Origin of the sequence: Pseudomonas sp. B28(2017) (assembly GCF_002113025.1) — a bacterium.
Classification (GTDB): Bacteria; Pseudomonadota; Gammaproteobacteria; order Pseudomonadales; family Pseudomonadaceae; genus Aquipseudomonas.
Genome location: NZ_NEJH01000003.1, coordinates 308,849 through 334,347, shown reverse-complemented (window position 1 = coordinate 334,347; position 25,499 = coordinate 308,849). Strand labels below are relative to the sequence as shown.

The 25,499-nt window shown below is 60.9% G+C and carries 23 protein-coding genes; 6 read left to right on the top strand and 17 right to left on the bottom strand.

Annotation, left to right across the window (positions count from 1 at the left end; translation table 11 throughout):
- Positions 1-182: 182 nt before the first annotated feature.
- Positions 183-1,685 (top strand): exopolyphosphatase, encoded by a 1,503-nt coding sequence (gene ppx / locus CAF65_RS10785; protein WP_085716264.1) that lies wholly within the window; start codon positions 183-185, stop codon positions 1,683-1,685.
- 107 nt (positions 1,686-1,792) lie between these two features.
- Here the strand turns inward: ppx and ppk1 are convergent, their stop codons facing one another.
- Entirely contained in the window at positions 1,793-4,015 is a 2,223-nt protein-coding gene (gene ppk1 / locus CAF65_RS10780) for a polyphosphate kinase 1 (protein ID WP_085716263.1), read from the bottom strand.
- Between the two features lie 18 nt (positions 4,016-4,033).
- A complete protein-coding gene (gene hemB, locus CAF65_RS10775) occupies positions 4,034-5,047 on the bottom strand; it encodes a porphobilinogen synthase (RefSeq protein ID WP_085716262.1) in 1,014 nt (337 codons plus the stop codon).
- Between the two features lie 207 nt (positions 5,048-5,254).
- Between hemB and CAF65_RS10770 the strand changes: the two genes are divergently transcribed.
- The gene (locus tag CAF65_RS10770; RefSeq protein WP_085716261.1) at positions 5,255-5,887 is read left to right on the top strand and encodes a DedA family protein; all 633 of its coding nucleotides are present in this window, start codon (positions 5,255-5,257) and stop codon (positions 5,885-5,887) included.
- Here the strand turns inward: CAF65_RS10770 and CAF65_RS10765 are convergent.
- Entirely contained in the window at positions 5,868-7,103 is a 1,236-nt protein-coding gene (locus tag CAF65_RS10765; protein ID WP_085716260.1) for a sterol desaturase family protein, read from the bottom strand. The genes CAF65_RS10770 and CAF65_RS10765 overlap by 20 nt on opposite strands.
- 115 nt (positions 7,104-7,218) lie before the next feature.
- On the opposite strand from CAF65_RS10765, the gene elbB reads away from it, so the two are divergent.
- Positions 7,219-7,887 (top strand): isoprenoid biosynthesis glyoxalase ElbB, encoded by a 669-nt coding sequence (gene elbB / locus CAF65_RS10760; RefSeq protein ID WP_085716259.1) that lies wholly within the window; start codon positions 7,219-7,221, stop codon positions 7,885-7,887.
- 53 nt (positions 7,888-7,940) lie between these two features.
- On the opposite strand, the gene CAF65_RS10755 is transcribed toward elbB, so the two are convergent.
- From CAF65_RS10755 to CAF65_RS10735, 5 genes are all read right to left on the bottom strand, one after another.
- Positions 7,941-8,396, bottom strand: a complete 456-nt coding sequence (locus CAF65_RS10755; protein ID WP_085716258.1) for a YaiI/YqxD family protein — start codon at positions 8,394-8,396, stop codon at positions 7,941-7,943.
- A 104-nt stretch (positions 8,397-8,500) separates the two neighbouring features.
- On the bottom strand, positions 8,501-10,399 hold the full coding sequence (locus CAF65_RS10750) for a cytochrome c/FTR1 family iron permease (RefSeq protein WP_085716257.1): 1,899 nt from the start codon (positions 10,397-10,399) through the stop codon (positions 8,501-8,503).
- A 162-nt stretch (positions 10,400-10,561) separates the two neighbouring features.
- Positions 10,562-11,194, bottom strand: coding sequence for a LysE family transporter (locus tag CAF65_RS10745; protein WP_085716256.1), 633 nt, complete (start codon positions 11,192-11,194; stop codon positions 10,562-10,564).
- 135 nt (positions 11,195-11,329) lie between these two features.
- Positions 11,330-11,911 carry a mechanosensitive ion channel family protein gene (locus CAF65_RS10740; protein ID WP_085716255.1) on the bottom strand — a complete coding sequence of 194 codons (582 nt, stop codon included), beginning with the start codon at positions 11,909-11,911 and terminating at the stop codon, positions 11,330-11,332.
- Entirely contained in the window at positions 11,911-13,821 is a 1,911-nt protein-coding gene (locus tag CAF65_RS10735) for an ATP-binding cassette domain-containing protein (RefSeq protein WP_085716254.1), read from the bottom strand. The genes CAF65_RS10740 and CAF65_RS10735 overlap by 1 nt, the downstream gene beginning before the upstream one ends.
- 50 nt (positions 13,822-13,871) lie before the next feature.
- Between CAF65_RS10735 and CAF65_RS10730 the strand changes: the two genes are divergently transcribed.
- Complete coding sequence (locus tag CAF65_RS10730) at positions 13,872-14,336, top strand: TIGR02444 family protein (RefSeq protein WP_085716253.1); 465 nt, start codon at positions 13,872-13,874, stop codon at positions 14,334-14,336.
- Here the strand turns inward: CAF65_RS10730 and CAF65_RS10725 are convergent.
- Entirely contained in the window at positions 14,333-15,436 is a 1,104-nt protein-coding gene (locus tag CAF65_RS10725; protein ID WP_085716252.1) for an AlgP family protein, read from the bottom strand. The genes CAF65_RS10730 and CAF65_RS10725 overlap by 4 nt on opposite strands.
- A 192-nt stretch (positions 15,437-15,628) precedes the next feature.
- Here CAF65_RS10725 and CAF65_RS10715 point away from each other — a divergent pair, with 192 nt between their 5' ends.
- Positions 15,629-16,294 carry an FKBP-type peptidyl-prolyl cis-trans isomerase gene (locus CAF65_RS10715; protein WP_085716250.1) on the top strand — a complete coding sequence of 222 codons (666 nt, stop codon included), beginning with the start codon at positions 15,629-15,631 and terminating at the stop codon, positions 16,292-16,294.
- A 59-nt stretch (positions 16,295-16,353) separates the two neighbouring features.
- On the opposite strand, the gene CAF65_RS10710 is transcribed toward CAF65_RS10715, so the two are convergent.
- The 7 genes from CAF65_RS10710 to CAF65_RS10680 form a co-directional block, all read right to left on the bottom strand.
- Positions 16,354-16,812, bottom strand: a complete 459-nt coding sequence (locus CAF65_RS10710) for an Rsd/AlgQ family anti-sigma factor (RefSeq protein WP_057712794.1) — start codon at positions 16,810-16,812, stop codon at positions 16,354-16,356.
- Between the two features lie 177 nt (positions 16,813-16,989).
- The gene (locus CAF65_RS10705; protein WP_085716249.1) at positions 16,990-17,541 is read right to left on the bottom strand and encodes a disulfide bond formation protein B; all 552 of its coding nucleotides are present in this window, start codon (positions 17,539-17,541) and stop codon (positions 16,990-16,992) included.
- Positions 17,542-17,804: 263 nt separating this feature from the next.
- On the bottom strand, positions 17,805-19,043 hold the full coding sequence (locus tag CAF65_RS10700; protein ID WP_085716248.1) for a heme biosynthesis protein HemY: 1,239 nt from the start codon (positions 19,041-19,043) through the stop codon (positions 17,805-17,807).
- Entirely contained in the window at positions 19,040-20,200 is a 1,161-nt protein-coding gene (locus CAF65_RS10695) for a uroporphyrinogen-III C-methyltransferase (RefSeq protein ID WP_085716247.1), read from the bottom strand. Before CAF65_RS10695 ends, CAF65_RS10700 begins: the two co-directional genes overlap by 4 nt.
- A 16-nt stretch (positions 20,201-20,216) precedes the next feature.
- The gene (locus tag CAF65_RS10690) at positions 20,217-20,984 is read right to left on the bottom strand and encodes a uroporphyrinogen-III synthase (RefSeq protein WP_085716246.1); all 768 of its coding nucleotides are present in this window, start codon (positions 20,982-20,984) and stop codon (positions 20,217-20,219) included.
- Positions 20,981-21,922 carry a hydroxymethylbilane synthase gene (hemC, locus tag CAF65_RS10685; RefSeq protein ID WP_085716245.1) on the bottom strand — a complete coding sequence of 314 codons (942 nt, stop codon included), beginning with the start codon at positions 21,920-21,922 and terminating at the stop codon, positions 20,981-20,983. The genes CAF65_RS10690 and hemC overlap by 4 nt, the downstream gene beginning before the upstream one ends.
- A 138-nt stretch (positions 21,923-22,060) precedes the next feature.
- The gene (locus tag CAF65_RS10680; protein WP_085716244.1) at positions 22,061-22,807 is read right to left on the bottom strand and encodes a LytTR family DNA-binding domain-containing protein; all 747 of its coding nucleotides are present in this window, start codon (positions 22,805-22,807) and stop codon (positions 22,061-22,063) included.
- 447 nt (positions 22,808-23,254) lie between these two features.
- On the opposite strand from CAF65_RS10680, the gene argH reads away from it, so the two are divergent.
- Positions 23,255-24,649, top strand: a complete 1,395-nt coding sequence (gene argH / locus CAF65_RS10675; RefSeq protein ID WP_007978825.1) for an argininosuccinate lyase — start codon at positions 23,255-23,257, stop codon at positions 24,647-24,649.
- Between the two features lie 133 nt (positions 24,650-24,782).
- On the opposite strand, the gene CAF65_RS10670 is transcribed toward argH, so the two are convergent.
- Positions 24,783-25,442, bottom strand: coding sequence for a glutathione S-transferase family protein (locus tag CAF65_RS10670; protein WP_085716243.1), 660 nt, complete (start codon positions 25,440-25,442; stop codon positions 24,783-24,785).
- Positions 25,443-25,499 lie beyond the last annotated feature (57 nt).

The following is a 25,499-nucleotide window of genomic DNA, read 5'->3' as shown; positions in this document are numbered from 1 at the left end:
CTCTTCGCGAGCAGGCTCGCTCCCACAGGATGGCGAAATTCTTGTGGGAGCGAGCCTGCTCGCGATTGACCGCGCAGCGGTCACCGTCTTTTCTGTGCTGGATCAATGCATTGAACACTGCGCGTTGGCGGCAGCCGTTGATCGTGGCACGATGTCGAGGTTATCGACCGAGACCCCAGACCATGCCGCAATCCCAAGCCAAGAATCTGTCCCTGATCGCCGCAATCGACCTGGGCTCCAACAGTTTTCACATGGTCGTGGCCAAGGCCCAGAACGCTGAAATCCGCATTCTCGAGCGCCTCGGGGAGAAGGTTCAGCTGGCCGCAGGTATCGACGAAGAGCGCCATCTCAACGAAGAATCGATGCAGCGCGGGCTCGACTGCCTAAAGCGCTTCGCCCAACTGATCAGCGGCATGCCCACCGGCGCCGTTCGCATCGTCGGCACCAACGCCTTGCGTGAAGCGCGCAACCGCGCCGAATTCATCCATCGCGCCGAAGAAATCCTCGGCCACCCGGTGGAAGTCATTTCCGGCCGCGAAGAAGCGCGCCTGATCTATCTCGGCGTGTCCCACACCCTCGCCGACACTCCGGGCAAGCGCCTGGTGGCCGACATCGGCGGCGGCAGTACCGAATTCATCATTGGCCAGCGCTTCGAACCGCTGCTGCGCGAAAGCCTGCAGATGGGTTGCGTCAGCTACACCCAACGCTATTTCAAGGACGGCAAGATCACCCCGGCCCGTTACGCCCAGGCATACACCGCGGCGCGGCTGGAGATCATGAGCATCGAGCACGCCCTGCACCGCCTGACCTGGGATGAAGCCATCGGCTCCTCGGGCACCATCCGTGCCATCGGCCTGGCACTGAAGGCTGGCGGTCAAGGCTCGGGCGAGGTCAATGCCGAAGGCCTGGCCTGGCTCAAGCGCAAACTGATCAAGCTGGGCGATGTCGAGAAAATCGATTTCGAAGGCATCAAGCCTGATCGCCGGGCGATTTTCCCGGCCGGCCTGGCGATCCTCGAAGCGATCTTCGACTCCCTCGAACTGCAACGCATGGATCACTGCGAAGGCGCCCTGCGCGAAGGCGTGCTCTATGACCTGCTGGGCCGCCATCATCACGAAGACGTGCGTGAACGTACCCTCACTTCGCTGATGGAGCGCTACCACGTCGATCAGGAACAGGCGGTACGCGTCGAGCGCAAGGCGCTGCATGCGTTCGATCAGGTGGCTGCGGACTGGGATCTGGAAGACGGCGTCTGGCGCGAACTGCTCGGCTGGGCGGCCAAGGTCCATGAAGTGGGCCTGGACATCGCTCACTACCAGTACCACAAGCACGGCGCCTACCTGATCGAGCACTCGGACCTCGCCGGGTTCTCCCGCGAAGACCAGTTGATGCTCGCGCTGCTGGTACGCGGCCACCGACGCAATATTCCCAAGGACAAGTTCGCCGAGTTCGGCGACGACGGCACCAAGCTGATTCGCCTGTGCGTGCTGCTGCGCTTTGCGATTCTGTTCCACCACATCCGTGGCACCCAGCAAATGCCCCAGGTGGAACTGAACGCCAATGACAACCACCTGGAAGTGGTTTTCCCGGAAAACTGGCTGGATGAAAACCAGCTGACCCAGGCCGACTTCGCCATCGAGGCGGAATGGCTGACACGGGTCGATATCGTCCTCAACGCTCGCTAGAAACCCGCCCCCTGTTGTAGAAGCGAACTCGCTCCTACAACAGGGGGCGGCGGTGTAAACAAAAATGGCGATCCGCAGGGATCGCCATTTTTTATACCTCGCCCACGTTACCGAACAGCCAGAATCGGGCTGCCCAAACGCTCCAGCAATGTCGCCTGGGCGCTACGCGGGTTCTGGTTGCCGGTCGGCGTGTTACGGATATAACGACCGTCAGACTGCAGGCTCCAGCTGTGGGTGTTATCGGTGAGATACAGCTCCAGCTCTTTCTTGACCCGCATGATCAGCTTCTTGCCTTCCACCGGGAAGCAAGTCTCGACACGCTTGTCGAGGTTGCGCTCCATCCAGTCGGCGCTGGAGAGGAACATCTGTTCTTCGCCGCCATTGAGGAAGTAGAAGACCCGGGTGTGTTCCAGGAAGCGACCGATGATCGAGCGCACGTGGATGTTGTGGGAAACCCCGGCGATGCCCGGCCGCAGGCAGCACATGCCACGCACCACCAGATCGATGCGCACGCCCGACTGGCTGGCCTTGTACAACGCACGGATGATCTTCGGATCGGTCAGCGAGTTGAACTTGGCGATGATGTGCGCCGGTTTGCCGTCGAGGGCGAACTGGGTTTCGCGGGCAATCATGTCGAGCATGCCCTTTTTCAGGGTGAACGGCGCATGCAGCAATTTCTTCATGCGCAGCGTCTTGCCCATGCCGATCAACTGGCTGAACAGCTTGCCGACGTCTTCGCACAAGGCATCGTCGGAGGTCAGCAGGCTGTAGTCAGTGTACAGACGGGCGTTGCCAGCGTGGTAGTTACCCGTACCGAGGTGTGCGTAACGCACGATTTCACCGGCCTCGCGCCGCAGGATCAGCATCATCTTGGCGTGGGTCTTGAAGCCGACCACACCGTAGATCACTACCGCACCGGCCGCTTGCAGGCGGCTGGCCAGTTGCAGGTTGGACTCTTCGTCGAACCGCGCCCGCAGTTCGATCACCGCGGTGACTTCCTTGCCGTTACGCGCCGCATCCACCAGCGCATCGACGATTTCCGAGTTGGCGCCGGACCGGTACAGGGTCTGGCGCACCGCCAACACGTGTGGGTCCTTGGCGGCCTGGCGCAGCAGGTCGACCACCGGGGTGAACGACTCGAACGGGTGCAGCAGCAGGATGTCCTGCTTGCTGATCACACTGAAAATGTTCTCGCTGTTCTGCAGCAGTTTCGGGATCTGCGGGGTGAACGGCAGGTATTGCAGCTCGCGCTGGCTGTCCAGGCCAGTGATGCTGAACAGCCGTGTCAGGTTCACCGGACCGTTGACCTGATACAGCTCGGTCTCGCCCAGGTTGAACTGTTTGAGCAGGTAGTCGGACAGGTGTTTCGGGCACGTGTCGGCCACTTCCAGTCGCACCGCATCACCATAGCGACGGGAGAACAGTTCGCCGCGCAAAGCGCGGGCCAGGTCTTCGACGTCTTCGGAGTCCAGCGCCAGGTCGGCGTTACGGGTCAGACGGAACTGGTAGCAGCCCTTGACCTTCATGCCCTGGAACAGGTCATCGGCGTGAGCGTGAATCATCGACGACAGGAATACATAGTTGTCGCCAGGGCCACCGACTTCTTCCGGCACCTTGATGATGCGCGGCAGCAGGCGTGGCGCCGGGATGATCGCCAGACCGGAATCGCGGCCAAAGGCGTCGATGCCTTCGAGCTCGACGATGAAGTTAAGGCTCTTGTTCACCAGCAACGGGAACGGGTGCGTCGGGTCGAGGCCGATCGGGGTGATGATCGGCGCGATCTCGTCGCGGAAATAGCGGCGGACCCAGGTTTTGAGCTTGGTTGTCCAATAGCGGCGGCGAATGAAACGGACCTGATGTTTTTCCAGTTCCGGCAACAGAATGTCGTTGAGGATCGCGTACTGGCGATCGACGTGACCGTGGACCAGTTCGCTGATGCGGGCCAGAGCCTGATGCGGTTGCAGACCATCGGCGCCGGCCTGTTCACGGGCGAAAGTGATCTGCTTCTTGAGGCCGGCGACACGAATTTCGAAGAACTCGTCCAGGTTGCTGGAGAAGATCAACAGAAACTTCAGCCGCTCCAGCAATGGGTAGGACTCGTCCAGCGCCTGTTCCAGCACGCGGATGTTGAACTGCAGTTGCGAGAGCTCGCGGTGGATGTACAGGCTGCTGTCATCCAGGCCGGGAATAGCCACCGCTGGCGCGGTCGCAGCGGTTTCGACGACCGCCGCGGGCGGAGCTGGCTCCAGCTCCGGCGGGGTCTCGTCGACTTGCTCCACCACAGGTTGAGCGTCTTTTACGGCAACTTCAGTGAGTACTTCGGTATTCATCGAATGTTCCTGGGAGGGCTATTTTTGCTCTCGTAACAATTGAGCGGCACGAACGGCAAAGTATGTCAGGATGCCATCAGCCCCTGCACGTTTGAAAGCGGTCAGGGACTCGAGGATAACCCCTTCGCTCAACCAGCCATTCTGGATCGCCGCCATGTGCATGGCGTATTCGCCGCTGACTTGATACACAAACGTCGGCACTTTGAATTCTTCTTTTACCCGGCACAGGATGTCCAGGTACGGCATGCCTGGCTTGACCATGACCATGTCTGCACCTTCTGACAAGTCCGCCGCCACTTCGTGCAGCGCTTCGTCGCTGTTGGCCGGGTCCATCTGATAGGAGGCCTTGTTGGCCTTGCCCAGGTTCAGCGCCGAACCGACCGCATCGCGGAACGGGCCGTAATAGGCGCTGGCGTACTTGGCCGAGTAGGCCATGATCCGTACATTGACGTGACCGGCCACTTCCAAGGCTTCGCGGATCGCCTGGATGCGACCGTCCATCATGTCCGATGGCGCCACGACCTGAGCGCCGGCTTCGGCGTGGGACAGGGCTTGCCTGACCAGTGCATCGACGGTGATGTCGTTCTGCACGTAGCCTTCTTCATCAAGAATGCCGTCCTGGCCATGGGTGGTGAACGGGTCCAGGGCGACGTCAGTGATCACACCCAGCTCCGGGAATTGCGCACGCAGGGCACGGGTCGCGCGCTGGGCGATGCCTTGCGGGTTCCACGCTTCGACGGCGTCCAGGGACTTGAGCTCCGCTGGCGTCACCGGGAACAGTGCCAGCGCTGGAATCCCCAGCTCGACCCACTTGGCCGCCTCTTCCAGCAACAGGTCGATGGTCAGGCGTTCGACACCCGGCATCGAAGCCACCGCTTCGCGACGGTTTTCACCGTCCAGTACGAACACCGGCAGGATCAGGTCATCGACGGTCAGGACGTTTTCACGGACCAGACGACGCGAGAAGTCGTCACGACGGTTGCGGCGCAGGCGGGTTGCAGGGAACAAACGGTTGGCGGGGGTAAAGCTCACGGCAGACTCCTGAGCCCGCGCTTACGGGCGAGCGTGACAGTTATAAGCGGCCATTATGACGAACAGATGACAGTTGTGTGCATCCCGCGACACGTAGCCGCATTCCATTGTCGTTGTAGGAAATGTTCACGTCGAGACACATTTGGACACTTTCCTGAATGTGTCCGAAGGGTTAGGCTGCGCGTTCATTTCGCCAGCACCCAGACAATGCTCCAACAATTTCTGCATGACTTCGGCTACTTTGCCCTTTTTCTAGGCACATTCTTCGAAGGCGAAACCATCCTGGTACTCGCGGGCTTCCTCGCGTTCCGTGGATACATGGACATCAACCTGGTGGTGGTCGTGGCCTTCTTCGGCAGCTACGCCGGCGACCAACTGTGGTATTTCCTGGGGCGCAAGCACGGCCGCAAGCTGCTGGCGCGCAAGCCGCGCTGGCAGATGATGGGTGACCGGGCGCTGGAACACATTCGCAAGCATCCGGATATCTGGGTATTGAGCTTCCGCTTCGTTTACGGTTTGCGTACGGTCATGCCGGTGGCCATCGGGCTCTCAGGCTATCCGCCGGGCCGCTACCTGCTGCTCAACGGCATTGGCGCGGCGATCTGGGCCGCTGCCCTGGCGGCGGCCGCGTACCATTTCGGCGCAGTGCTCGAAGGCATGCTCGGCAGTGTGAAGAAGTACGAACTCTGGGTGCTCGGCGCCCTGCTGGTCCTGGGCTTCGTGCTATGGCTGCGTCGGCGCTTCAAGAATGCCCGCCTGGCCAGGCAGGTCTACGCCGACGAACAAGCGCTGAAAACCGAAAGAATCAAAACCGAAGACCCTACGACGCCAGCCGAGTGATGCGGTTTCTGCAGTAGTAGAGACCGATGCCGCTCAACAGGCTGTAACTGAGCAGGCCGACCCAGCCCAGCGCGCTAGCCGGCCACAGCCCCAATATCGGGGCCAGCCACACCAAAGGCAGATTCGACGCCAGCCGCACCAACTCCAGCCTCAACGCCCACGGGCGATTCTCCAGGGCCACGCCCAGCACAAACAGACCGAACGCCACCGCCCCCCAGCCCAACACCTGGGCGGCGACTGGCAGCCTCGGTTCAAGATTCATCAAGTAGCTGCCCAGCGCGATGTACGCGCAGAACTGCAACAGGATGTAGAACTGCTGACGCCCGTCCAGCGGAACCTCGAATTTGCGGAACCGGGTCAGGTCCGGCTTGTTCATCGGGTATTTGGCCGCCACGTCCGCCGGGCGCCAGCCGGTGCGCATGAACCAGATCCGCAGCTTGTCCCAGGTGCTTTCGGCACGCCGGGCATCTGTCCACAACTGTGCGTAGAACTGCACGTTCGCCCACACGGGATTCCAGCTCGCCAGCGGCGTGGTCACGCCGAAGATCACCGGCTCGTTGTCGTCTTCTTCCTGGAACGAGTCGAACAGACGGTCCCAGATAATGAACACGCCGCCGTAGTTGCGATCCATGTAGAGAGCGTTCTGTGCATGGTGAGCCCGATGATTGGATGGCGTGACGAAAAACCATTCGAACCAGCCAAGCTTGGGAATGTGCCGGGTGTGCACCCAGAACTGATACAGCAGGTTCAGCGCGGCGACGCTCACAAACACCAGCAGCGGTACGCCGAACACCGCCAGCGGCAGATAGAAGATCCAGCTCAGCAGGAATCCGGTGCTGGTCTGGCGCAACGCCGTGGACAGGTTGTAGTCCTCGCTCTGGTGATGCACCGAATGCGCGGCCCAGAGGATGTTGCGTTCGTGGCCCATGCGGTGCAGCCAGTAGTAGCAGAAGTCATAGAAAACAAAGGCGAACACCCAGGTCCAGATGTTTTCGGCGGACAACTCGAACAGCGCCAGATGATTGAGGGCAAACGCGTAGGTCACTAACCCCACGCCTTTGGTCAGCAGCCCCGTGGTGGTCGACAGCACGCCGGTGCTGATGCTGTTGATTGCGTCCGCCACCCGATAATTGCTCATCCCGCGCCAGCGGTCGGCCACCAGCTCGACGGCGATCAGCACAAAGAAAAACGGCACCGCATACAGAATGAAGTCCATGACGCGCCCTGACCGGAATCTTGAGGATCGATGCTATGTGCAACCTTGAATTAACCCTATGGCAACGAGTGACAAATTAGTGGACATTTAACGTCATGAATCTGGAGAAAAGCCCATGAGCAAAAAAGTTGCAGTGATCCTTTCCGGTTGTGGCGTGTACGACGGCGCCGAGCTCCACGAGAGCGTCATCACCCTGCTGCGTCTGGATCAACGCGGGGCACAGGTGCAGTGTTTCGCACCGGACATTGCGCAGTTGCATGTCATCAATCACCTGACCGGCAAAGAAATGCCCGAATCGCGCAACGTGCTGGTGGAGTCGGCGCGGATCGCCCGGGGCAACATCAAGGATATCCGTGACGCGAACGTCGATGACTTCGATGCGCTGATCGTGCCCGGCGGCTTCGGCTCGGCCAAGAACCTGTCCAACTTCGCCATCGAAGGCGCCGGCTGTACCGTTCAGCCGGATGTGCTGGCCTTGACTGAAGCCTTCGCCGAGGCCGGCAAACCGGTGGGGTTAATGTGCATTTCCCCGGCCCTGGCGGCAAAGATCTACGGCCCTGGCGTCACCTGCACCATTGGCAACGACACCGACACCGCCGCTGCGATGAACAAGATGGGCGCAACCCATACCGATTGCGCGGTCAGTGATATCGTCGAGGACAAGGCACGCAAACTGGTGAGCACCCCGGCTTACATGCTGGCGCAATCGATCAGTGAAGCGGCATCGGGGATCAACAAACTGGTCGACCGCGTGCTCGAACTGACCCACGAGAATGATACATAACACTGTCAATGTGGGAGCGAGCCTGCTCGCTCCCACAGGGATCATTACAAAATTCAGGTTTTGCGTGTGAGCCTGGTCAAAATCCGGTCCAGCGCATTGGCAAACGCCTGCTTCTCACGGTCGCCGAACGGCGCTGGCCCTCCGCCCATTTGCCCCTGTTCGCGCAAATCGGTGAACAGGTTGCGCACAGCCAGCCGATCCCCCATGTTCTGCGCATCGAATTCCTTCCCGCGCGGATCCAGTGCGGCCACGCCCTTCTTCACCAGACGGTCGGCCAACGGTACATCGCTGCAAATCACCAACTCACCGGGAACTGCGTGCTCGACCAGGTAATCATCGGCTGCATCCGGACCGCTCGGCACCACGACCAGCTTGACCAGCGCCAGACCTGGCTTGATCAGCGGCTGCCCGGCTACCAGCACCACTTCGAACTGGCGCTTGAGGGCGAACTTCACCACCAGATCCTTGGCTGCCCGCGGGCAGGCGTCGGCATCGATCCAGACACGCATGTTTTTACCTCTCTAAAAAGCTTCGCGAGCAGGCTCGCTCCCACAGAATACACATCGTCCATGTGGGAGCGAGCCTGCTCGCGAAAGTGAGCGCAGCGAATGCTTTATGAAGCCACCACCCGCTGCTTCTCAACCACCCGGCTACGGCCATACAACACGGCAATCGCAATGATCGCCACCGCCTGAGCACTCAACGAATACGCATCGGCATGAATCCCCAGCCAGTCGAACTCAAAGAACGGCACCGGCCGCGTGCCGAAGATCCCGGCTTCCTGCAGCGCCTTCACGCCATGCCCGGCGAACACCACCGACAAGGCGCACAAAAGACCGGCGTTGATGCTGAAGAACAGCGCCAGCGGCAACTTCGCCGAACCGCGCAAAATCACCCAGGCCAGGCCGATCAGCAGTACCAGCGCCGTGGCTCCACCGGCCAGTACCGCGTTGTGCCCCGCAGGACCTGCCTGCAACCACAGGGTTTCGTAGAACAGAATCACTTCAAACAGCTCGCGATACACCGAGAAAAACGCCAGAGTCGCAAAGCCGAAACGCCCACCGCCACCTACCAGGCTGCTCTTGATGTAATCCTGCCAGGCCGCCGCGTGACGACGGTCATGCATCCACACACCCAGCCACAGCACCATGACGCTGGCAAACAACGCCGTCGCGCCTTCCAGCAATTCGCGCTGCGAACCGCTGACATCAATCACATAGGCTGCCAGAGCCCAGGTGCCCAGCCCCGCCAGAAACGCCAGGCCCCAACCGACGTTGACGCTGCGCACCGCCGCCTGTTGACCCGTGTTACGCAGGAAAGCAAGGATCGCCGCCAGCACCAGAATCGCTTCCAGACCTTCGCGCAGCAGAATCAGCAAGCCGGATATGTAACTCAGCGACCAGCTCAAACCGTCGTTGCCCAGCAGCCCGGCCGATGTCTTCAACCTGTCCTTGGCCGCCTCCAGGCGCTGTTCGACGTCACTCACCGGCAAGCCGTCCTGCAACGACTGACGATAAGCCATCAGGGATTTTTCAGTGTCTTTACGCACGTTGGCGTCAATGTTGTCCAGCGAGCTTTCAACCAGCTCGAAGCCTTCCAGATACGCCGCTACCGATAAGTCATAAGCCTGATCATGTTCACCGGCGCGGTACGCCGCGATGCTCTTGTCCAGAGTGGCTGCAGTGTAGTCGAGCAATTGCGCCGGGCCACGCTTGACCTGCGGCGGTTGCGCTCGCTGGGCACGGAAGGTCGCGGCGGCTTGCGGGCCTTCGACGGCCTGCACTTCAGCCGGGGTCTGACGAGCCAGGTCGGCGATGTTGTAGGTTTTGTCGGCATTAGCTGTAGCCAGGTCGACACTGAAGCTGGCGATATAGGTAGCCAGGTCCCAACGCTGGCGATCATCCAATTGATCGGCAAAGGCCGGCATGTCCGTCCCTTCAACGCCCAGACCCAAGGTGCTGTAGATCGCATAGAGGCTCAGTCGATCCAGTCGTGTGCTATTGCGCAGATTGGATGGCGGTGGCGTCATGCCGACACCTGCCGGGCCGTCGCCAGCGCCTGTATCGCCATGGCAGACCGAGCAATGCTGAGCGTACAGCGGCGCGCCACGCGCCGGGTCCGGCGTGATGACCGGGGCCTGGCTGACTTCATAGGCCACGGCCAGCTTCGCCCCCAGTTGCCGGGCCTGGCGCGCGACGTCGGCACCGTCCTGACGGGTGCTGATGGAACTTCCCAGCGTGACCAGGCTTTGCTCCAGCGCAACTTTTTCCGGTTTGGCCGGCATGGCCGCCATCAGACTTCCCAGCGTCTTGACCGACTCTTGCTGCGCGTGAAACCCAGCCTGATCCATGATGCTGCCCGCCTGCACCGTGTCCGGGTAATCCGCGCCGATGTAATCGAGCAAGTGCAGCGCCTGAGGCGCACCTTCGGCGGGGGCGGCCAGTAGCTGAACGCTGCTCGCCGCGAGCAGCGGCAGCAACAGCCAGGCCAGGAAACGGGAGGGGGCTATCATGAATGAGTCTCAATTTGAAAAGCGAAGTTACATATTGTTAACGCCCAACGGGTTTCGCTCAAGCTTTGTTGGGACTTCCTGCGAATTCGAGGGCTCTCCAAGGTACTGATACGCCAATAAAAAAGGCGACCGCATGGGTCGCCTTTTCGGGTTTCGGTCGATTTACGCCGCGGCTCTGCGCAGCGTCGCCATAAACGCTGCAGCACCGATGAACAGCCCGGCAAAGGTCCGGTTCATGCGTTTTTGCTGTTTCGGCGTGCGCAGCAGACGCAGCACTTTGGACGCCAAACCGGTGTAGCCGGCCATGACGATCAGATCGACGCAAATCATGGTCACACCGATGATCACGTACTGAATCAACAGTGGCGCATGGGGATCGATGAACTGCGGCAACACCGCCAGCATGAACACTAGCGCCTTGGGGTTGCTGATGTTCACCAGGAACCCACGGAACACCAGGGCCATCGGCTTGCCAATCTGGCGCACCGCCGCGTCATCGCTCATATCGCCGGGTAGTGCACGCCATTGCTTGATCGCGAGGTAAACCAGATACGCCACGCCAAACCATTTGATGGCGTAGAAGGCCGTGGCCGAAGCCGTGAGAATGGCGCCGACACCGGCACCGACGATGGCGATCTGCAAAGCCAGGCCCAGTTGCAGGCCCAGGGCGTTCCAGTAACCGCGCCAGAAACCGTACTGCAGACCGCTGGACATCGACGCAATGGCGCCGGCACCGGGGGACAGGCTGATCACCCAGCAGGCGGCAAAAAACGCCAGCCATGTTTGAAGCTCCATTGCACACCTCGACGCAGATTCGTGACAGACGTCTAAGCTAATGCGACTTTGAGTGGATGACTACCGATTTTTTGCAGGATATGTCGACTGCCGACCAGCGTGCTCGCGAAGGCAATCTATCGGACAGCAGAAGGCTTACTTCTCAAACCCATTGGCAGGAAGAACATCCGTCCCGCGCCAACGCCGCACCGAACGCTGGAAGAACAAACTGTTAGGCACTTGCACCATGGCGCTGCCGGTACCCAGCTCTTCGGCCTCGACCAGCGTGGTGTACAGCAGATTGATCGCCACCACCCGGCCTTTGACGCCGGGCTTGTCGGTGGTGTCCACCAACTCGACTACGTCGCCCAGGCGAAACGGGCCGACGGTGAAAATCAGGATCGCGCACAGCAGGTTCGACAGCACGCTCCACATGGCGAAAAACGCCACTGCCGCAACCGCGACAAAACCCGACAGCGCCGTCCAGAGAACCGTGGCCGACACGCCCAGGCGTTCCAGCACAAAGATCAGCGCACTGCCCATGATCAGCCAGCGCAAACCGCCCCGCAGCGGCATCAGCAGTTGCGGCGGGAACGGATAGCGTTCACCCAGGCGGGTCAGGAACCGGGCGACGAAGCGCTGGGCGAAGTAGCCGGCCAACAGGATCAGCAGGATTTGCACGCCGAGCCAGATCGGCTCGGCCCACACCGCCGGCAACGGCAGTTTGAAGGCGTCCATCAGGACAGTGCCTCCAGCTCCGCCTGCATGCTTTCCAGCAACTCCAGGGCTTCCATCCACGCTTCTTCCAGCTCCGCCTCACGCACCTTCAGCTTGGCCTGTTCGGCCAGCAGATCACGCAATTCGTTCTTGCGCGCCGGCTCATAGATATCGCTGTCGCCGAGGCTGGCATCGATTTTCGCCAGCTTTTCGTGCAGCTTGCCCAGCTCGGCTTCAAGCTTGTCAGCTTCGCGCTTGTGCGGCGCCAGTTGCTGGCGCAACGCAGCGGCGGCTTGACGCTGGGCTTTCTTGTCGGTCTTGTCCGGGTTGACCGGTGTGTTACTGACCGGGACATTGCGCTGGCGATAATCCACCAGCCAGCGGGTGTAGTCCTCCAGGTCGCCGTCGAACTCCTCAACCTTGCCGTCCGCCACCAGGTAGAAGTTATCGGTGGTGCTTTTGAGCAGGTGACGGTCGTGGGAGACCACCAGTACCGCACCACTGAACTCCTGCAGGGCCATGGTCAGCGCCAGGCGCATTTCCAGGTCCAGGTGGTTGGTCGGTTCGTCGAGCAGCAACAGGTTCGGTCGATCCCAGGCGATCAAGGCCAATGCCAGGCGCGCCTTTTCACCACCGGAAAAATTCAGCACCGGCTCGTCGATTCGCGCACCACGGAAGTCGAAACCGCCGAGGAAGTCACGCAGGGTCTGTTCGCGCTCGGTCGGTGCCAGGCGCTGCAAGTGCAACAACGGGCTGGCCTTGGAGTCCAGAGAATCGAGTTGATGCTGGGCGAAGTAACCAACCACGGTGTTCTCACCACGGCTCAAGCGGCCAGCCAATGGCGAGAGCTCACCGGCAAGGTTCTTGATCAGGGTCGACTTACCGGCGCCGTTAGGTCCGAGCAGACCGATTCGCGCTCCCGGGGTCAGTTGCAGCTTGACCTTCTCCAGCACGGCTTTCTCGCCGTAGCCCAGGCGGGCATCGGACAGGTCGATCAGCGGGCTGGAAATTTTCTGCGATTCACGGAAGACAAAGTCGAACGGCGAATCGACGTGGGCAGCGGTCAGCTCTTCCATCCGCTCCAGTGCCTTGATCCGGCTCTGGGCCTGACGGGCCTTGGTGGCCTGGGCCTTGAAGCGGGCGATGTAGCTTTCCATGTGCGCACGTTGCGCCTGCTGCTTCTCATAGGCCTGCTGTTGCTGGGCCAGGCGTTCGGCACGGGCGCGCTCGAAGGCACTGTAGCCGCCCCGGTACAGGGTGATCTTGCGCTGATCGACGTGTGCCACGTGGTCGACCACGGCATCGAGGAAGTCCCGGTCGTGGGAAATCAGCATCAGGGTGCCTGGATAGCTCTTGAGCCATTCTTCGAGCCAGATGATGGCGTCGAGGTCCAGGTGGTTGGTCGGTTCGTCGAGCAGCAACAGGTCCGATGGGCACATCAAGGCCTGCGCCAGGTTCAGGCGCATCCGCCAGCCACCGGAGAAATCCCCGACCTGACGATCCATCTGCTCGTTGGTGAACCCAAGACCGGCCAGCAACTTGCGCGCCCGGGCGTCGGCGGTGTAACCGTCGGCGCTATCGAGTTCCGAGTGCAGGCGGGCCTGTGCGGCACCATCATGGGCCGCTTCGGCTGCCGCCAGGTCGCGTTGCACCTGGCGCAGGCGCAGGTCGCCATCGAGCACGTAGTCGACCGCCAGGCGTTCGAGGGTGTCGACCTCCTGGCGCATGTGGGCGATACGCCAGTCGGCCGGCAGGAAGCAATCACCCGAGTCCGGGTGCAGCTCGCCCCGAAGCAAGGCGAACAGGCTCGATTTGCCGGCGCCGTTGGCACCGATGAGGCCGGCTTTCTGGCCGGCGTGCAGGGTCAGCTCGGCGTCTTCTAGCAGACGTTGCGGGCCACGCTGTAAAGTCAGGTTCTGAAGTCGAATCATAATGGCGGCGGAGTCTACCAGCTTCGCTCGCAACTGGCGCGAGTAGCACTATGTCCTCTGACCTGTGGAGCTTTTCCCTGACCGCTTATGCCCGTCCGGGCGTTGAGCAGGCATGCCTGCAATTGCAGTCGGCGGGGGTCAACGTGTGTCTGTTGCTGTGTGGAGCGTGGCTGGGACAACGGGGCGTTGCCTGTGATGAGCAACGTTTGCAGCAACTGCGCAGTGTGGCCGTCGCCTGGGACGCCAATGTCGTGCGACCGTTACGCGCCTTGCGCACGCAATGGAAGGCCGAGGCTACGGAAGACGCCGATTTGCATACCCTGCGCGAACAAGTGAAGGCACTCGAACTGGAAGCCGAGCGGCATCTGTTGTTGCGGCTGGAGAGAGCGGCGCAGAGTTGGCCGCAAGGTGCCGAGACCGATCTGGCGGCCTGGCTGGAAGGTGCAGCGGCTGAGGCCGCCCACCTGCACCGCGACGCGCTGCATCAGCTGCGCGTCGCGGTAACCGGCACTTAGGAAGCGCTGGTTGGGGTGGTTACAGCGCTCGAAGTTGCGGCAGACGTTGGTGCTGGCGCGACTGTCGAGGTAGTTGCTGCCGGAGCAGGGGCTGCTGGCGCAGTCGGTACGACTGGCTTGGCGACCGGTGCGGTGGCTGGCTTGGCGGCAACCGGCTTTTTCACTGCAGGTTTGGCCGCTGGTTTTGCAGCGGTTTTAGCCACGGCTGGCTTGGCCGCTGGTTTTGCAGCGGCTGGCTTGGCGGCAGTGGCAGGTTTGGCTGCTACCGGTTTTGCGGCTGGTTTGGCAGCCGCTTTTACAGCAGGTTTAGCCGCTGGCTTGGCTGCTGGTTTTACCGCTGGTTTGGCAGCGACGGGTTTGGCAGCCGGCTTGGCAGCAGGTTTCGCCGCGGCGGTCCGGGTGGCTGGTTTAGCGGCCGGTTTTGCAGCCGGTTTAGCGGCAGCGGTTTTAGCCACAGCTGGTTTGGCAGCGGCAGCTTTTGCAACGGCAGGTCGTGCAGCGGCAGGTCGTGCAGCGGCTGGCTTGGCAGCCGTGGTTTTAGCTGCAGGTTTTGCGGCGCTGGCAGCAGCCGGTTTTCTCGCAGCCGGTTTGGCGGCGGCAGTTTTCGCTGCTGGTTTGGCAGCAGCAGGCTTGGCCGGTGCTTTTGCAGCAGCAGGCTTGGCGGCGGCTTTCTTCGCAGGTGCCGCAGCAGGTTTGGCCGCGCGCAGGGACAACGCCTTGCCGACAGCCTCTTGTACACGACCGACGCCCTGGGCCAGTTTCAGGCTTTCCTGGGCATCGCGCTTGAGTTGCAGAATGTAGCCGCGGGTTTCCGATTGACGATTCTTGAGGGCATCGAGCAGCGCCTCGAGATCGGCCACTGCGTCCTTGGCCTTGGCTTGTGCCTTGGCTTTTCCGGCCGCCGCAGCGTCCTGCAATTTGGTGCGGGACTTGTGCAGTTTTTCTTGCGCTTTTCCGCGCTGCTTTTCCAGTTTGGCGAGCAGTTTTTCAGCATCAGCCAAGGCTTCGGAACAAGCGGTTTCCAGGTGCTCGAGCAGGCTGCTCGAGAGTTGTTGGAGCAGATGCAGTGGAGTGTTTACTGGCTTCTTGGTGGCCGACATGGTTTACCTCCTGGCTGAAGTGAGTGCGGCTCATACTAGACCTCTGCTGCAACCGCCGCTAGGGCATGTTGACACTATCGAAAGCGTTGCGTTGCAAAGGACTGAAAAACTTCTGCGTCGAAGCAAAAGCAGTTCACCGTTGCGCGCATTCTCACTGGCATAATCGCCCGCAATTCAGGTCGGAGAGTGCCCATGTCGCGCTACCTTTTTTTATCGCTGTGCGCGTTTTTTTCGGTGGCCCAGGCCGCCGCAACAACACAGGAAAATGAAGCCCACGATCTCGCTTACAGCCTGGGTGCGAGCCTTGGCGAACGCTTGCGCCAGGAGGCTCCCGACCTGCAACTCCAGGCACTGGTCGAAGGATTGCAGCAGGCCTATCAGGGCAAGCCGCTGGCGCTGAAGGATGAGCAAATCCAGCAGATATTGACCGAGCATGAAGCACGGATCGCCATGCAGTCAGCCGAGCCGCAAAGCGAAATGGCACTGGAAAAAGAACAGCGCTTTCTCGCCGCAGAGAAAGCCAAACCCGGCGTGCGCGAACTGGCTGATGGCGTGTTGCTGACCGAATTGACGCCAGGTGCTGGCGTCAAGGCAGGACCGAACGGCAAGGTGCAGGTGCTGTACATCGGACGCCTGCCCGACGGCACGGTGTTCGATCAGAACAGTCAGCCTCAATGGTTCAGTCTCGACAGCGTGATCGCCGGATGGCGCAGTGCATTGCAAAACATGCCGGTCGGGGCGAAATGGCGACTGGTGATCCCATCGGCCCAAGCCTATGGTGCCGAAGGTGCCGGTGACGTGATCGCACCGTTCACTCCACTGGTGTTCGAAGTTGAATTGCGCGGTGCAACCAGCTAACGACACAAACGAAAACGGCGTGCCTTGGCACGCCGTTTCGGGGTCTTGCCGGAAGCGCTTCAGGCCTGAACCGAATCGGCTTCCTTGTGGGCAGTGTGCAGCACTTCGATCAGGCAGTCTTCCAGCTCAAAGCGTTCATGCAGTAGTCCGCCGAGTGTCTTGAACTCTTCGGCGACACACTTTCCTGCATCGCACAGGTCATTGAACGCGAGCAGCTTTTCGGTGATGACGTCGATCCGCGGGTAGATCGTCTCGGCGAGTTCCAGGCCACGCTTGTCGTTGAAGGCCTTGGCCTCCCCCGTCAGTTGCTCGTAGATCTCAAAGTGCCCGGCCGATACATAATCAACCAACACGCCGCAGAATTCCTGCAAAGGCTTGCGGTTCTCACCCAGCGCCTCAGGCTTTGCGCCGAGAGCGTCATAGGCCCCGATCAGTTCGTGTCGTTCCTGCAACCAGCGATCGATCAGCAGGTGCACTCCACCCCAGCGTTCCTGAGCATTCTGACAACTTTCGAGCATGGTGATCTCTCTTCCCTTGTGGGTCAGCTGCTCTATGCCCGCTCGCCTCTTGTTACGTCGGTGGGCGGTCAGGCAGAGCGTCATCGAGCAACATAATTCCAATGACACGTGCGGGCCAGATTATGCCCGCACGACACTGGCTTCAAGGTACGCAGGCGATAATGTTCATACAAGTGTTTAATCGCCCGCAAAGGCCCGGGGCGACGACTCGCCGCTGAGTGGTCGCCGAAAGCTGATCCAGACCAGTTGCAACGACTGGTAAACGGCCAGAACCAACATCGCGACAAAGAACAGCAGGCTCCACTCTGTGAGACTCAGACCGAACAGCGTCCAGGAGATTTCCACACATCCGGCTGCGCCCTTGAACATTTGCCGTATTACGGATAGCCACGGCGAACTGGCCAACAGTTCCGCCAGATGGGTCGAGCACGCCGCAGCCGGTTCCGCCGGCAGGCTTTGCAGCAGAACCTGTCGCCACGCCGTGACAGTGCCGGCCAGGCTGCAACCAAGACCGAGCAGCCAATACAGAATGTTTCCGATGCGGCCGGGGCCATGGATCGAAGCCATCAGGCAGACACCGGTAAAGAGCGCCAGACAAAACCGTTGCACAAGACACAAGTCGCAAGGCCGCAGACCCACTGCATATTCCAGATAACAGGAAACGCCCATCGCCAGGGCACCCGCAACGAAAGCCATGAAAAACAAGGAGCGTGAGTAGGCCAAAGACATGGCTTTTCCGTAAAAGTAGTGACAGACCGTTACGGTAGAGGAAAGCGCGACGGCCTTTCAAGGCAAGCGCCCACAGAGACTTCAGCAAAGGTGTAGAGAAACCCCGACGCAGGCGAGAGGATAAAAAGTAATCCTCTGTAGGACTTTGTCTGCGACGAAATTTGGCAGCTGAATTTCAACCAATCATCGTACTGCGGCGAGGAAGATTTCTGCCTCGCCGCAGGTCATCGCCCGGACGCCTGAGTCTGGCGCCAGCGAATGGGTCAAGCGCGGGCTGGCACTGGCAGAGGGGCCGCGAGCAAGCGCTCATCCAACAAACCCAGACCCTCCTGAAACAGCTGGTTGCTGCGCTCGGTATCGCCCATTTGCGCCAACAACCTCGCCAGCTCCGCACAGGCTTCCGGATTGCGTTGTACTCGCAGGCTGCTTTCCAGGTAGTCCCGGGCCTTGCCCCACAAACTGCTTTGCAGACATAAACGACCCAGTGTCAGCAGCAGGCCCGGATCGGCCGGATGCTCCTTGAGCCAACCTTCGGCAGCCTGCAGCTGGCGGGCCGGATCATTGCCGCGAACCAGTCCGTAAAGCCGTGCCAGGTGACTGTCGTAGCTGCGCTTGAGAGCAGTGCGCAGCACTTCTTCAGCTTCGACCTGAGCCCCCAACTGACGCAGTTGTTCGGCATACGCAAGCACCAGTTGCGGCTCCTGACGCTGTGCCGAGGTCAGTTGTTGCCAGGCACGCTCGAGCGATTGCTGTCCCACCGTCCCGTCTTCTTCCCGTTGCGCCGCAAGAGACAAGTTCGCCCCCCAGGCCCGACGCTCCAGTTCGGCGAGCTCGGCCGTCGGCAGGATTTTGTCCTTGCGCAGCTCCGGCAGCAGGCGAATCACTGCCGACCAGTCACCACGCTGCTGAAGCAGGCGCTGCAACTGACGCAGGGTCTGTGCGTTATGCGGGTGGCGTTCACGCATGGCGTGCAGGGTGGCGAGGGCGCCTTCGGTATCACCGCGGTCGGTCTGCAACTGGGCGTGGCTCAAAGCGATTGCCAACTCGGCCTGAGGCTGACGCTCCAGGGCACGCTCCAGCAAGTTGTCGCTTTCTTCGTAATTGCCTTGTTCGTTTGCGGCACGGGCGGCACCGAGGTAGTAAAGCAGCGGTTGGCGCTCGGCTTCGGCAGCCCGATGCAAGTGACGTTGCGCGCTGGCCCAGCGACCCTCGGCCAGGTCGAGCTGACCGTGTTCGATCGCCACCTGTACCCGACGGCTGCGGTTACGTCGTGACCACGGATTGACCACACCACTGGAGGCCATCACCAGTTCGACCAGCGACTTGATGCCCCAGATCACCAGCCAGAGTACAGCCACCAGCGCCAAAGTAGCCCACAGGCTCGACTCATAGCGGAAGGTCTTGTAGGCAATCAGCACGTAACCGGAATGTTCTGCAATCGCCAGCCCCAGCGCAGCGGCGGCAGCGATCACGAGGAACACGATCACATAGAGGCGTTTCATGGCGTGGCCTCCGGCGCTGTGTTCGCGGCAGGCTTGGCCAGTGGCTTGACCGAATCTTCGGCGTTGACGTTGCGCCGCTCCAGATACCCTTGCACCGCGCTCAGGGTGCCAGTCATATCCGGCGTGACAACGGTGACAGGCTGCTTGCTCAACTCGGCCACCTGCTCAAGCATGACTTTGCTTTGTGCGTTGTCCGGATTGAAGTTGCCCTTGAGGATCCCCTGCGCTTCGTCCAGCACTTGGGAGTAAACCGCAGCCTGACCATTGAGTGCGGCCCACTGTGCTTGCTCCAGCGCCAGGCTCAGGGCCAGGCGCACCTGACTCAGGCTCTGGCCGGCCAGCAATGGGCGAACGTTTTTATCGGCATTGAAATCGATACGGATGTAGCGCGAAATCTGATCCCACCATTGCGCCCAGCGACTGGCACCGTCGCCATCGGCAGTCAGGCCCAGCAACGAATCACCACGGTCCTTGTACTCCGGCGCCAGCTCGGTAAGGCTGGCCACTTGATCGCGCAACGCGCCCAGACGCAAAAACAGCCCGGTGCGATCCGGTTGTTCGGTACTGCGCAAGGCAATCAGGGTCTTGGCTACTTGCTCGCGAGCAGCAAACGCGCCTGGATCGTTCTGCTCGCGCAGTATCTCGTCGGCCCCCTGAACCAGTGCCTGAGCGCTACTGATGTCCTGCAAGGCGGACAGTCGCAGGCTGGCCAGACGCAGCAGGTGCTCGGCCTCGGCCAGACGCCAATCCTTGCGGCTCGCGCCAAGTATGGTTTCCAGACGCTGGTTCAAACGCTGCTGATCACCTTGCAGCTGGATCACCAGGCGACTGCGTGCCTCCAGTTCATCGGCGGCAGGCAATTGCGCCAGGCGCGCGCTCAAGCGCTCCTCATTGAGCTTGAGGTTCTGCGCCTGGTCGTTCAACGCCTGAACCTGGTTCAGTTGCTGCTGACTATTGGCCTGCAGGTGACGCACCTGCCAGACACCCCAACCGCCCACCGCGACACCGGCCGCGCCCAGCAGCAGCGCGACGATAGCCAGACCATTGCCTCGACGCTGCACGGCAGCAGGTGGTGGCGGCATTTCATCAACAGGAGCATCAACAGGTGTATCAAGCACCTGTCGCGAGTCATCTTTCGGCAAGGCTGTTTCGCTCACGTATCCATCCTTTGCATTAGAAAACGGGCACGGGATGCTCCCGTAACGCCGTCAGCAAGGCCGCGGCACTGGCACCGCGGCAATCCACAACTGTTTTGGCCCCGGCGGCACGCGCCAGCTCGGCAACCCTGGGGCTTGGTACAAACAACGGCAACCGCGCCAATTGCGGCCAGGCGTCGCCGGCCAACTGATGCAGGTGCTCAAAACCTTGTCCACTGCTGACCACCAGCCCGTTCAGGCGTTCCGCCTGGATCCGTTCCGGCAGCGCTGTCGGCGGGTAAACCGGCAATGCCCGGCGGTACACCTCCAGATACTCGACACTGGCACCAAGCTCACGCAAGCGCTCAGCCAACAACTCGCGCCCGCCCTCCCCGCGCAGGATCAGCACTCGCGCATCGGGTTGTGCGATAGCCTCGCGCAGTCGGGAAAGTTCGAGCAAGGCTTCACTGTCATCGCCTTCTGCCGGGAAGCTCACGTCCAATCCGTGATCCTCGAGGATCTGCGCAGTCGCCGCGCCGACGCTGAACCACTTCACAGCGGGCGGCGTTGGCCAAAACCGTTCAAGCAGTTCGACGCCAATCCGGGCGGCCGGTTTGCTGACCACGATGACGGCGCAGAACTGATCCAGCACCTGAATCACCTGGCGCATTGTGTCAGTGGTCGCAAGGGGCACGATGTCCAAAAGCGGCAGACTGTTACTGAATATCCCCTGCTCGGCCAAAAAACTGCTCAGCGCCGCCGACTCATCGGCGGGACGCGTCAGCAGCAAGCGCCAGCCAGTCACTCGTGACCAGCCTCGCCATAGACCGCTTTCAGAATCACGTCGGCGCCCTGGCTCAAAAGGTCTTCGGCCACTTTCACACCAAGAGCCTCGGCATCGCCACGCGGCGCACGAGCCTGGGCACTGAGCAGTCGGCCACCACTCGGATCACCGACCAGCCCGCGCAACCAGACCTGCTCACCTTCCAGCACGGCGTAGCAGGCAATCGGTACCTGGCAACCGCCATTGAGGTGCTTGTTGAGGGCACGTTCGGCGGTCACGCGGGTGGCGGTATCCTGGTGATGCAAGGGCGCCAGCAGCGCATGAATTTCGCTGTCGGCGCTGCGGCATTCGATCCCCACCGCACCCTGGCCACCGGCTGGAAGGCTGTCGTCGACACTGATGGCCGATGTGATGCGACCCTCAAAGCCCAGACGGATCAGGCCGGCAGCGGCGAGGATGATGGCGTCGTATTCACCGGCATCGAGCTTGGCCAGGCGGGTGTTGACGTTACCGCGCAGGAAGCGGATTTCCAGGTCCGGACGACGGGTCAGCAATTGAGCCTGGCGGCGCAGGCTAGAGGTGCCGACGATGCTGCCCTGGGGCAACTCGTCCAGGCTGGTGTAGGTGTTGGAAACGAAGGCGTCGCGCGGGTCTTCCCGTTCGCAAATGCAGAACAGACCGAGGCCTTCGGGGAAGTCCATCGGCACGTCCTTCATGGAGTGCACGGCGATGTCGGCTTCATTTTCCAGCAGCGCGGTTTCGAGCTCCTTGACGAACAGGCCCTTGCCGCCGATTTTCGACAGCGGTGAGTCGAGCAACTTGTCGCCACGACTGACCATGGGGACGAGGGTCACCAGCAGGCCCGGATGAGCTGCCTCAAGGCGGGCTTTGACGTATTCGGCCTGCCACAGGGCGAGTGCGCTTTTGCGGGTGGCGATGCGGATCTGGCGAGAGGACATGGATCAATCCGTACTGAATAGATACGGCAGATAATAACAGCTCAGCCAAATCCGCTTTGACTTGTATCAGATACTACTCGGCCTCCCTGGCCCCGGATGTCCGGCAATCGGGTGTGAAATTCGCTTGCGGACAGCTGTTTAAAGCTGCTGCATCATCTTGCGCACGCCAGCCACGTGGCGCCGGCTGACGATCAGCGCATCACCGTTGAGGCCTTTGAGGAACAGCTGAAAATGCCCCAGGGGTGTGCGCTGCAGTCGCTCGATACGCTCGCGAGCGACCAGTGCATTGCGATGGATACGCACGAAACGGTCACCGAATTCGTCCTCGAGGGCCTTGAGCGGCTCATCGAGCAGCACCTCGCCGCCTTCGTGGCGCAAGGTCACGTATTTGTGGTCGGCAATGAAGTACACCACCTGATCCAGCGGAATCAGCTCGATCCCTTTACGGGTTCGGGCGCTGATATGGCTGCGCGGGCCGTTGCCGCTTTCGGCAGCGGGGCGGGTCAGGGCGGCGAGCTGGGCACGGCTGGGGCGTTCGGCTCTCTTTAATGCGTCATGTAATTGTTCAGTTCTCACAGGTTTCACCAGATAGCCTACGGCGCTGGCCTGTAAGGCTTCCACGGCAAATTCATCGGGCCCGGCGCAGAACACCACGGCGGGGGGAGTTTCGCGTTCGCACAACCGCGCAGCCACTTGCAGGCCATCAAGGCCGGGCATGCGGATATCAAGCAATACGATATCCGGCTTGTGGCTGTCGATCAGCGCCAACGCCTCTTCGCCATTCGTGGCACTAGGCTCCAGGACACTGTAACCCTCGAGTTCGCCAATCATTCGGCTCAGGCGCTCGCGGGCCAAGGGTTCGTCATCAACGATCAGGACATTCATATTGCGCTGGATTCCTGCGTGAGTCTCGCACAAGGATAGCGTAGACAGGTGAAGTGACGTCTGTCACCGCGATCCACGCTAAGACTAGCCCGAGCGTCAAAAAGTGCCGCTGGTCGGGCAGCTAAATTTTCATCTGCCAGGTGATTGGCGGCCCAGGCCCGCATTGGCGACACATCGCCACAGGGTTTGCTGACACGCAATATGAACACCCCACTCTTTTTCTGGTCAGCGGCTGCACCGAGAAGTGCGCTGATCCTATTGTCCAACTGTAGACGGTTGCCGGGACGTTATTGCTCAATTGAAAAATATCGTTGCGCCAGTGCAGGAGTGAGCTTGCTCCTACACAAAAAAACGTGTCGACCAGTGTCAGCGACAGGCTTGGCAACCCTGTTATTATCCGCGCCAGCGTTCAACGCCTTCTTTCATCAAGCCGATACGAGCGAATTCATGAGCACTGACAAGACCAATCAGTCCTGGGGCGGCCGCTTCAGTGAACCCGTCGACGCCTTCGTCGCCCGCTTCACCGCCTCCGTCACCTTCGACCAGCGCCTGTATCGCCACGACATCATGGGCTCGATCGCCCACGCCACCATGCTGGCCAAGGTCGGCGTGCTGACCGATGCCGAGCGCGACAGCATCATCGATGGTCTGAAGACCATCCAGGGTGAAATCGAGGCTGGCCAGTTCGACTGGCGCATCGACCTCGAAGACGTCCACATGAACATCGAGGCGCGACTGACCGACCGTATCGGCGTGACCGGTAAAAAACTGCACACCGGCCGCAGCCGTAACGATCAGGTCGCCACCGACATCCGTCTGTGGCTGCGTGACGAGATCGACCTGATCCTGGCCGAAATCACCCGCCTGCAAAAAGGCCTGCTGGAGCAGGCCGAGCGCGAAGCCGCCAGCATCATGCCGGGGTTCACCCACTTGCAGACTGCACAGCCGGTGACGTTCGGGCACCACATGCTGGCCTGGTTCGAAATGCTCAGCCGCGACTACGAGCGCCTGGTCGACTGCCGCAAACGTACCAACCGCATGCCGCTGGGCAGCGCGGCGCTGGCCGGAACCACCTACCCGATCGATCGTGAATACACCGCACAATTGCTGGGTTTCGACGCGGTTGGCGGCAATTCGCTGGATAACGTCTCCGATCGCGATTTCGCCATCGAGTTCTGCTCGGCCGCCAGCATCGCGATGATGCACCTGTCGCGCTTCTCCGAAGAGCTGGTGCTGTGGACCAGCGCGCAATTCCAGTTCATCGATCTGCCCGACCGTTTCTGCACCGGCAGCTCGATCATGCCGCAAAAGAAAAACCCGGACGTGCCGGAGCTCGTGCGCGGCAAGACCGGCCGCGTATTCGGCGCGCTGATGGGCCTGCTGACCCTGATGAAAGGTCAGCCCCTGGCCTACAACAAGGACAACCAGGAAGACAAGGAACCACTGTTCGACGCCGCCGACACCCTGCGCGATTCGCTGCGGGCCTTCGCCGACATGGTTCCGGCAATCAAGCCCAAGCACGCGATGATGCGCGAAGCGGCCCTGCGCGGTTTCTCCACCGCCACCGACCTGGCTGACTACCTGGTGCGTCGCGGCCTGCCATTCCGTGATTGCCATGAAATCGTGGGACATGCCGTGAAGTACGGCGTGGACAGCGGCAAGGACCTGGCGGAAATGAGTCTGGAAGAACTGCGCAAGTTCAGCGACCAGATCGATCAGGACGTGTTCGCCGTGCTGACCCTCGAAGGCTCGGTCAATGCCCGTAATCACATCGGCGGCACCGCACCGGCGCAAGTGAAGGCTGCTGTGGCGCGCGGCCAGGCACTTCTGGCCAGCCGCTAAAAGCTTCGTCGGATCGCAGCCCGGAGCAAGCCCGCTCCCACAGGTTTCTTTGTTTGCCATAGATTTTTGGCAAGCACTGGATCCTTGTGGGAGCGGGCTTGCCCGCGATGACTGACTTCAGAACGCCACAAAACTACTTTTTGGCAGCAATCATCGCCATGAACGCCGGCATCGCCGCTTCCCGATCAGCCGCCACACGCTGCACATTCGGATTACCCCCCAAAAACTCCAGCAGCGCCTTGGCCTTCGGCATCTCGGCCAATAGATCGATGCCAAACAACTTCTTGGCGACCCCACACGCCAGCGGCACGCTGAACAGGAAATACAGATCCGCCAAGCTCAAGCTGTCGCCAGCCACGTAAGGGCTGAATTTGCCATGCCGGCCCAGTGCTGCCATCCCCAGCAACAGTTCGGCCTTGGTTTTTTCCTTGATCGCTTCCGGCACGGTCATGCCGAAAAACGCTTCGGCGAAGCAGGCTCGCCCCGGCAATTCGATGTACAGCTCGATTTCCCTGGCCAGTGCCAGCACCTGAGCGCGCTCGAACGGATCGCTTGGCAACAGCGGTGTGCCTTTCTGACTTTGCTCGATGTATTCGAGGATCACGCTAGTCTCATTGATGAAACCCTGTTCTACGCGCAGCACCGGGACCTTTCCACGCGGGCTGATGGCCAGTGCTTCGGGGCTGGTGCCGCCGTAAAACGGCACTTCTTCAAAGAGCAGTCCTTTTTCCAGCAACGCCAGTTTGACCATGTTGTAGTAGTTACTGACGGAGAATCCATAAAGCTTGATCATCACAAAGCCTCCAGACCATGCGGGGTGGGCAGTGCCTGTTTATAGAACGCTGCCGGG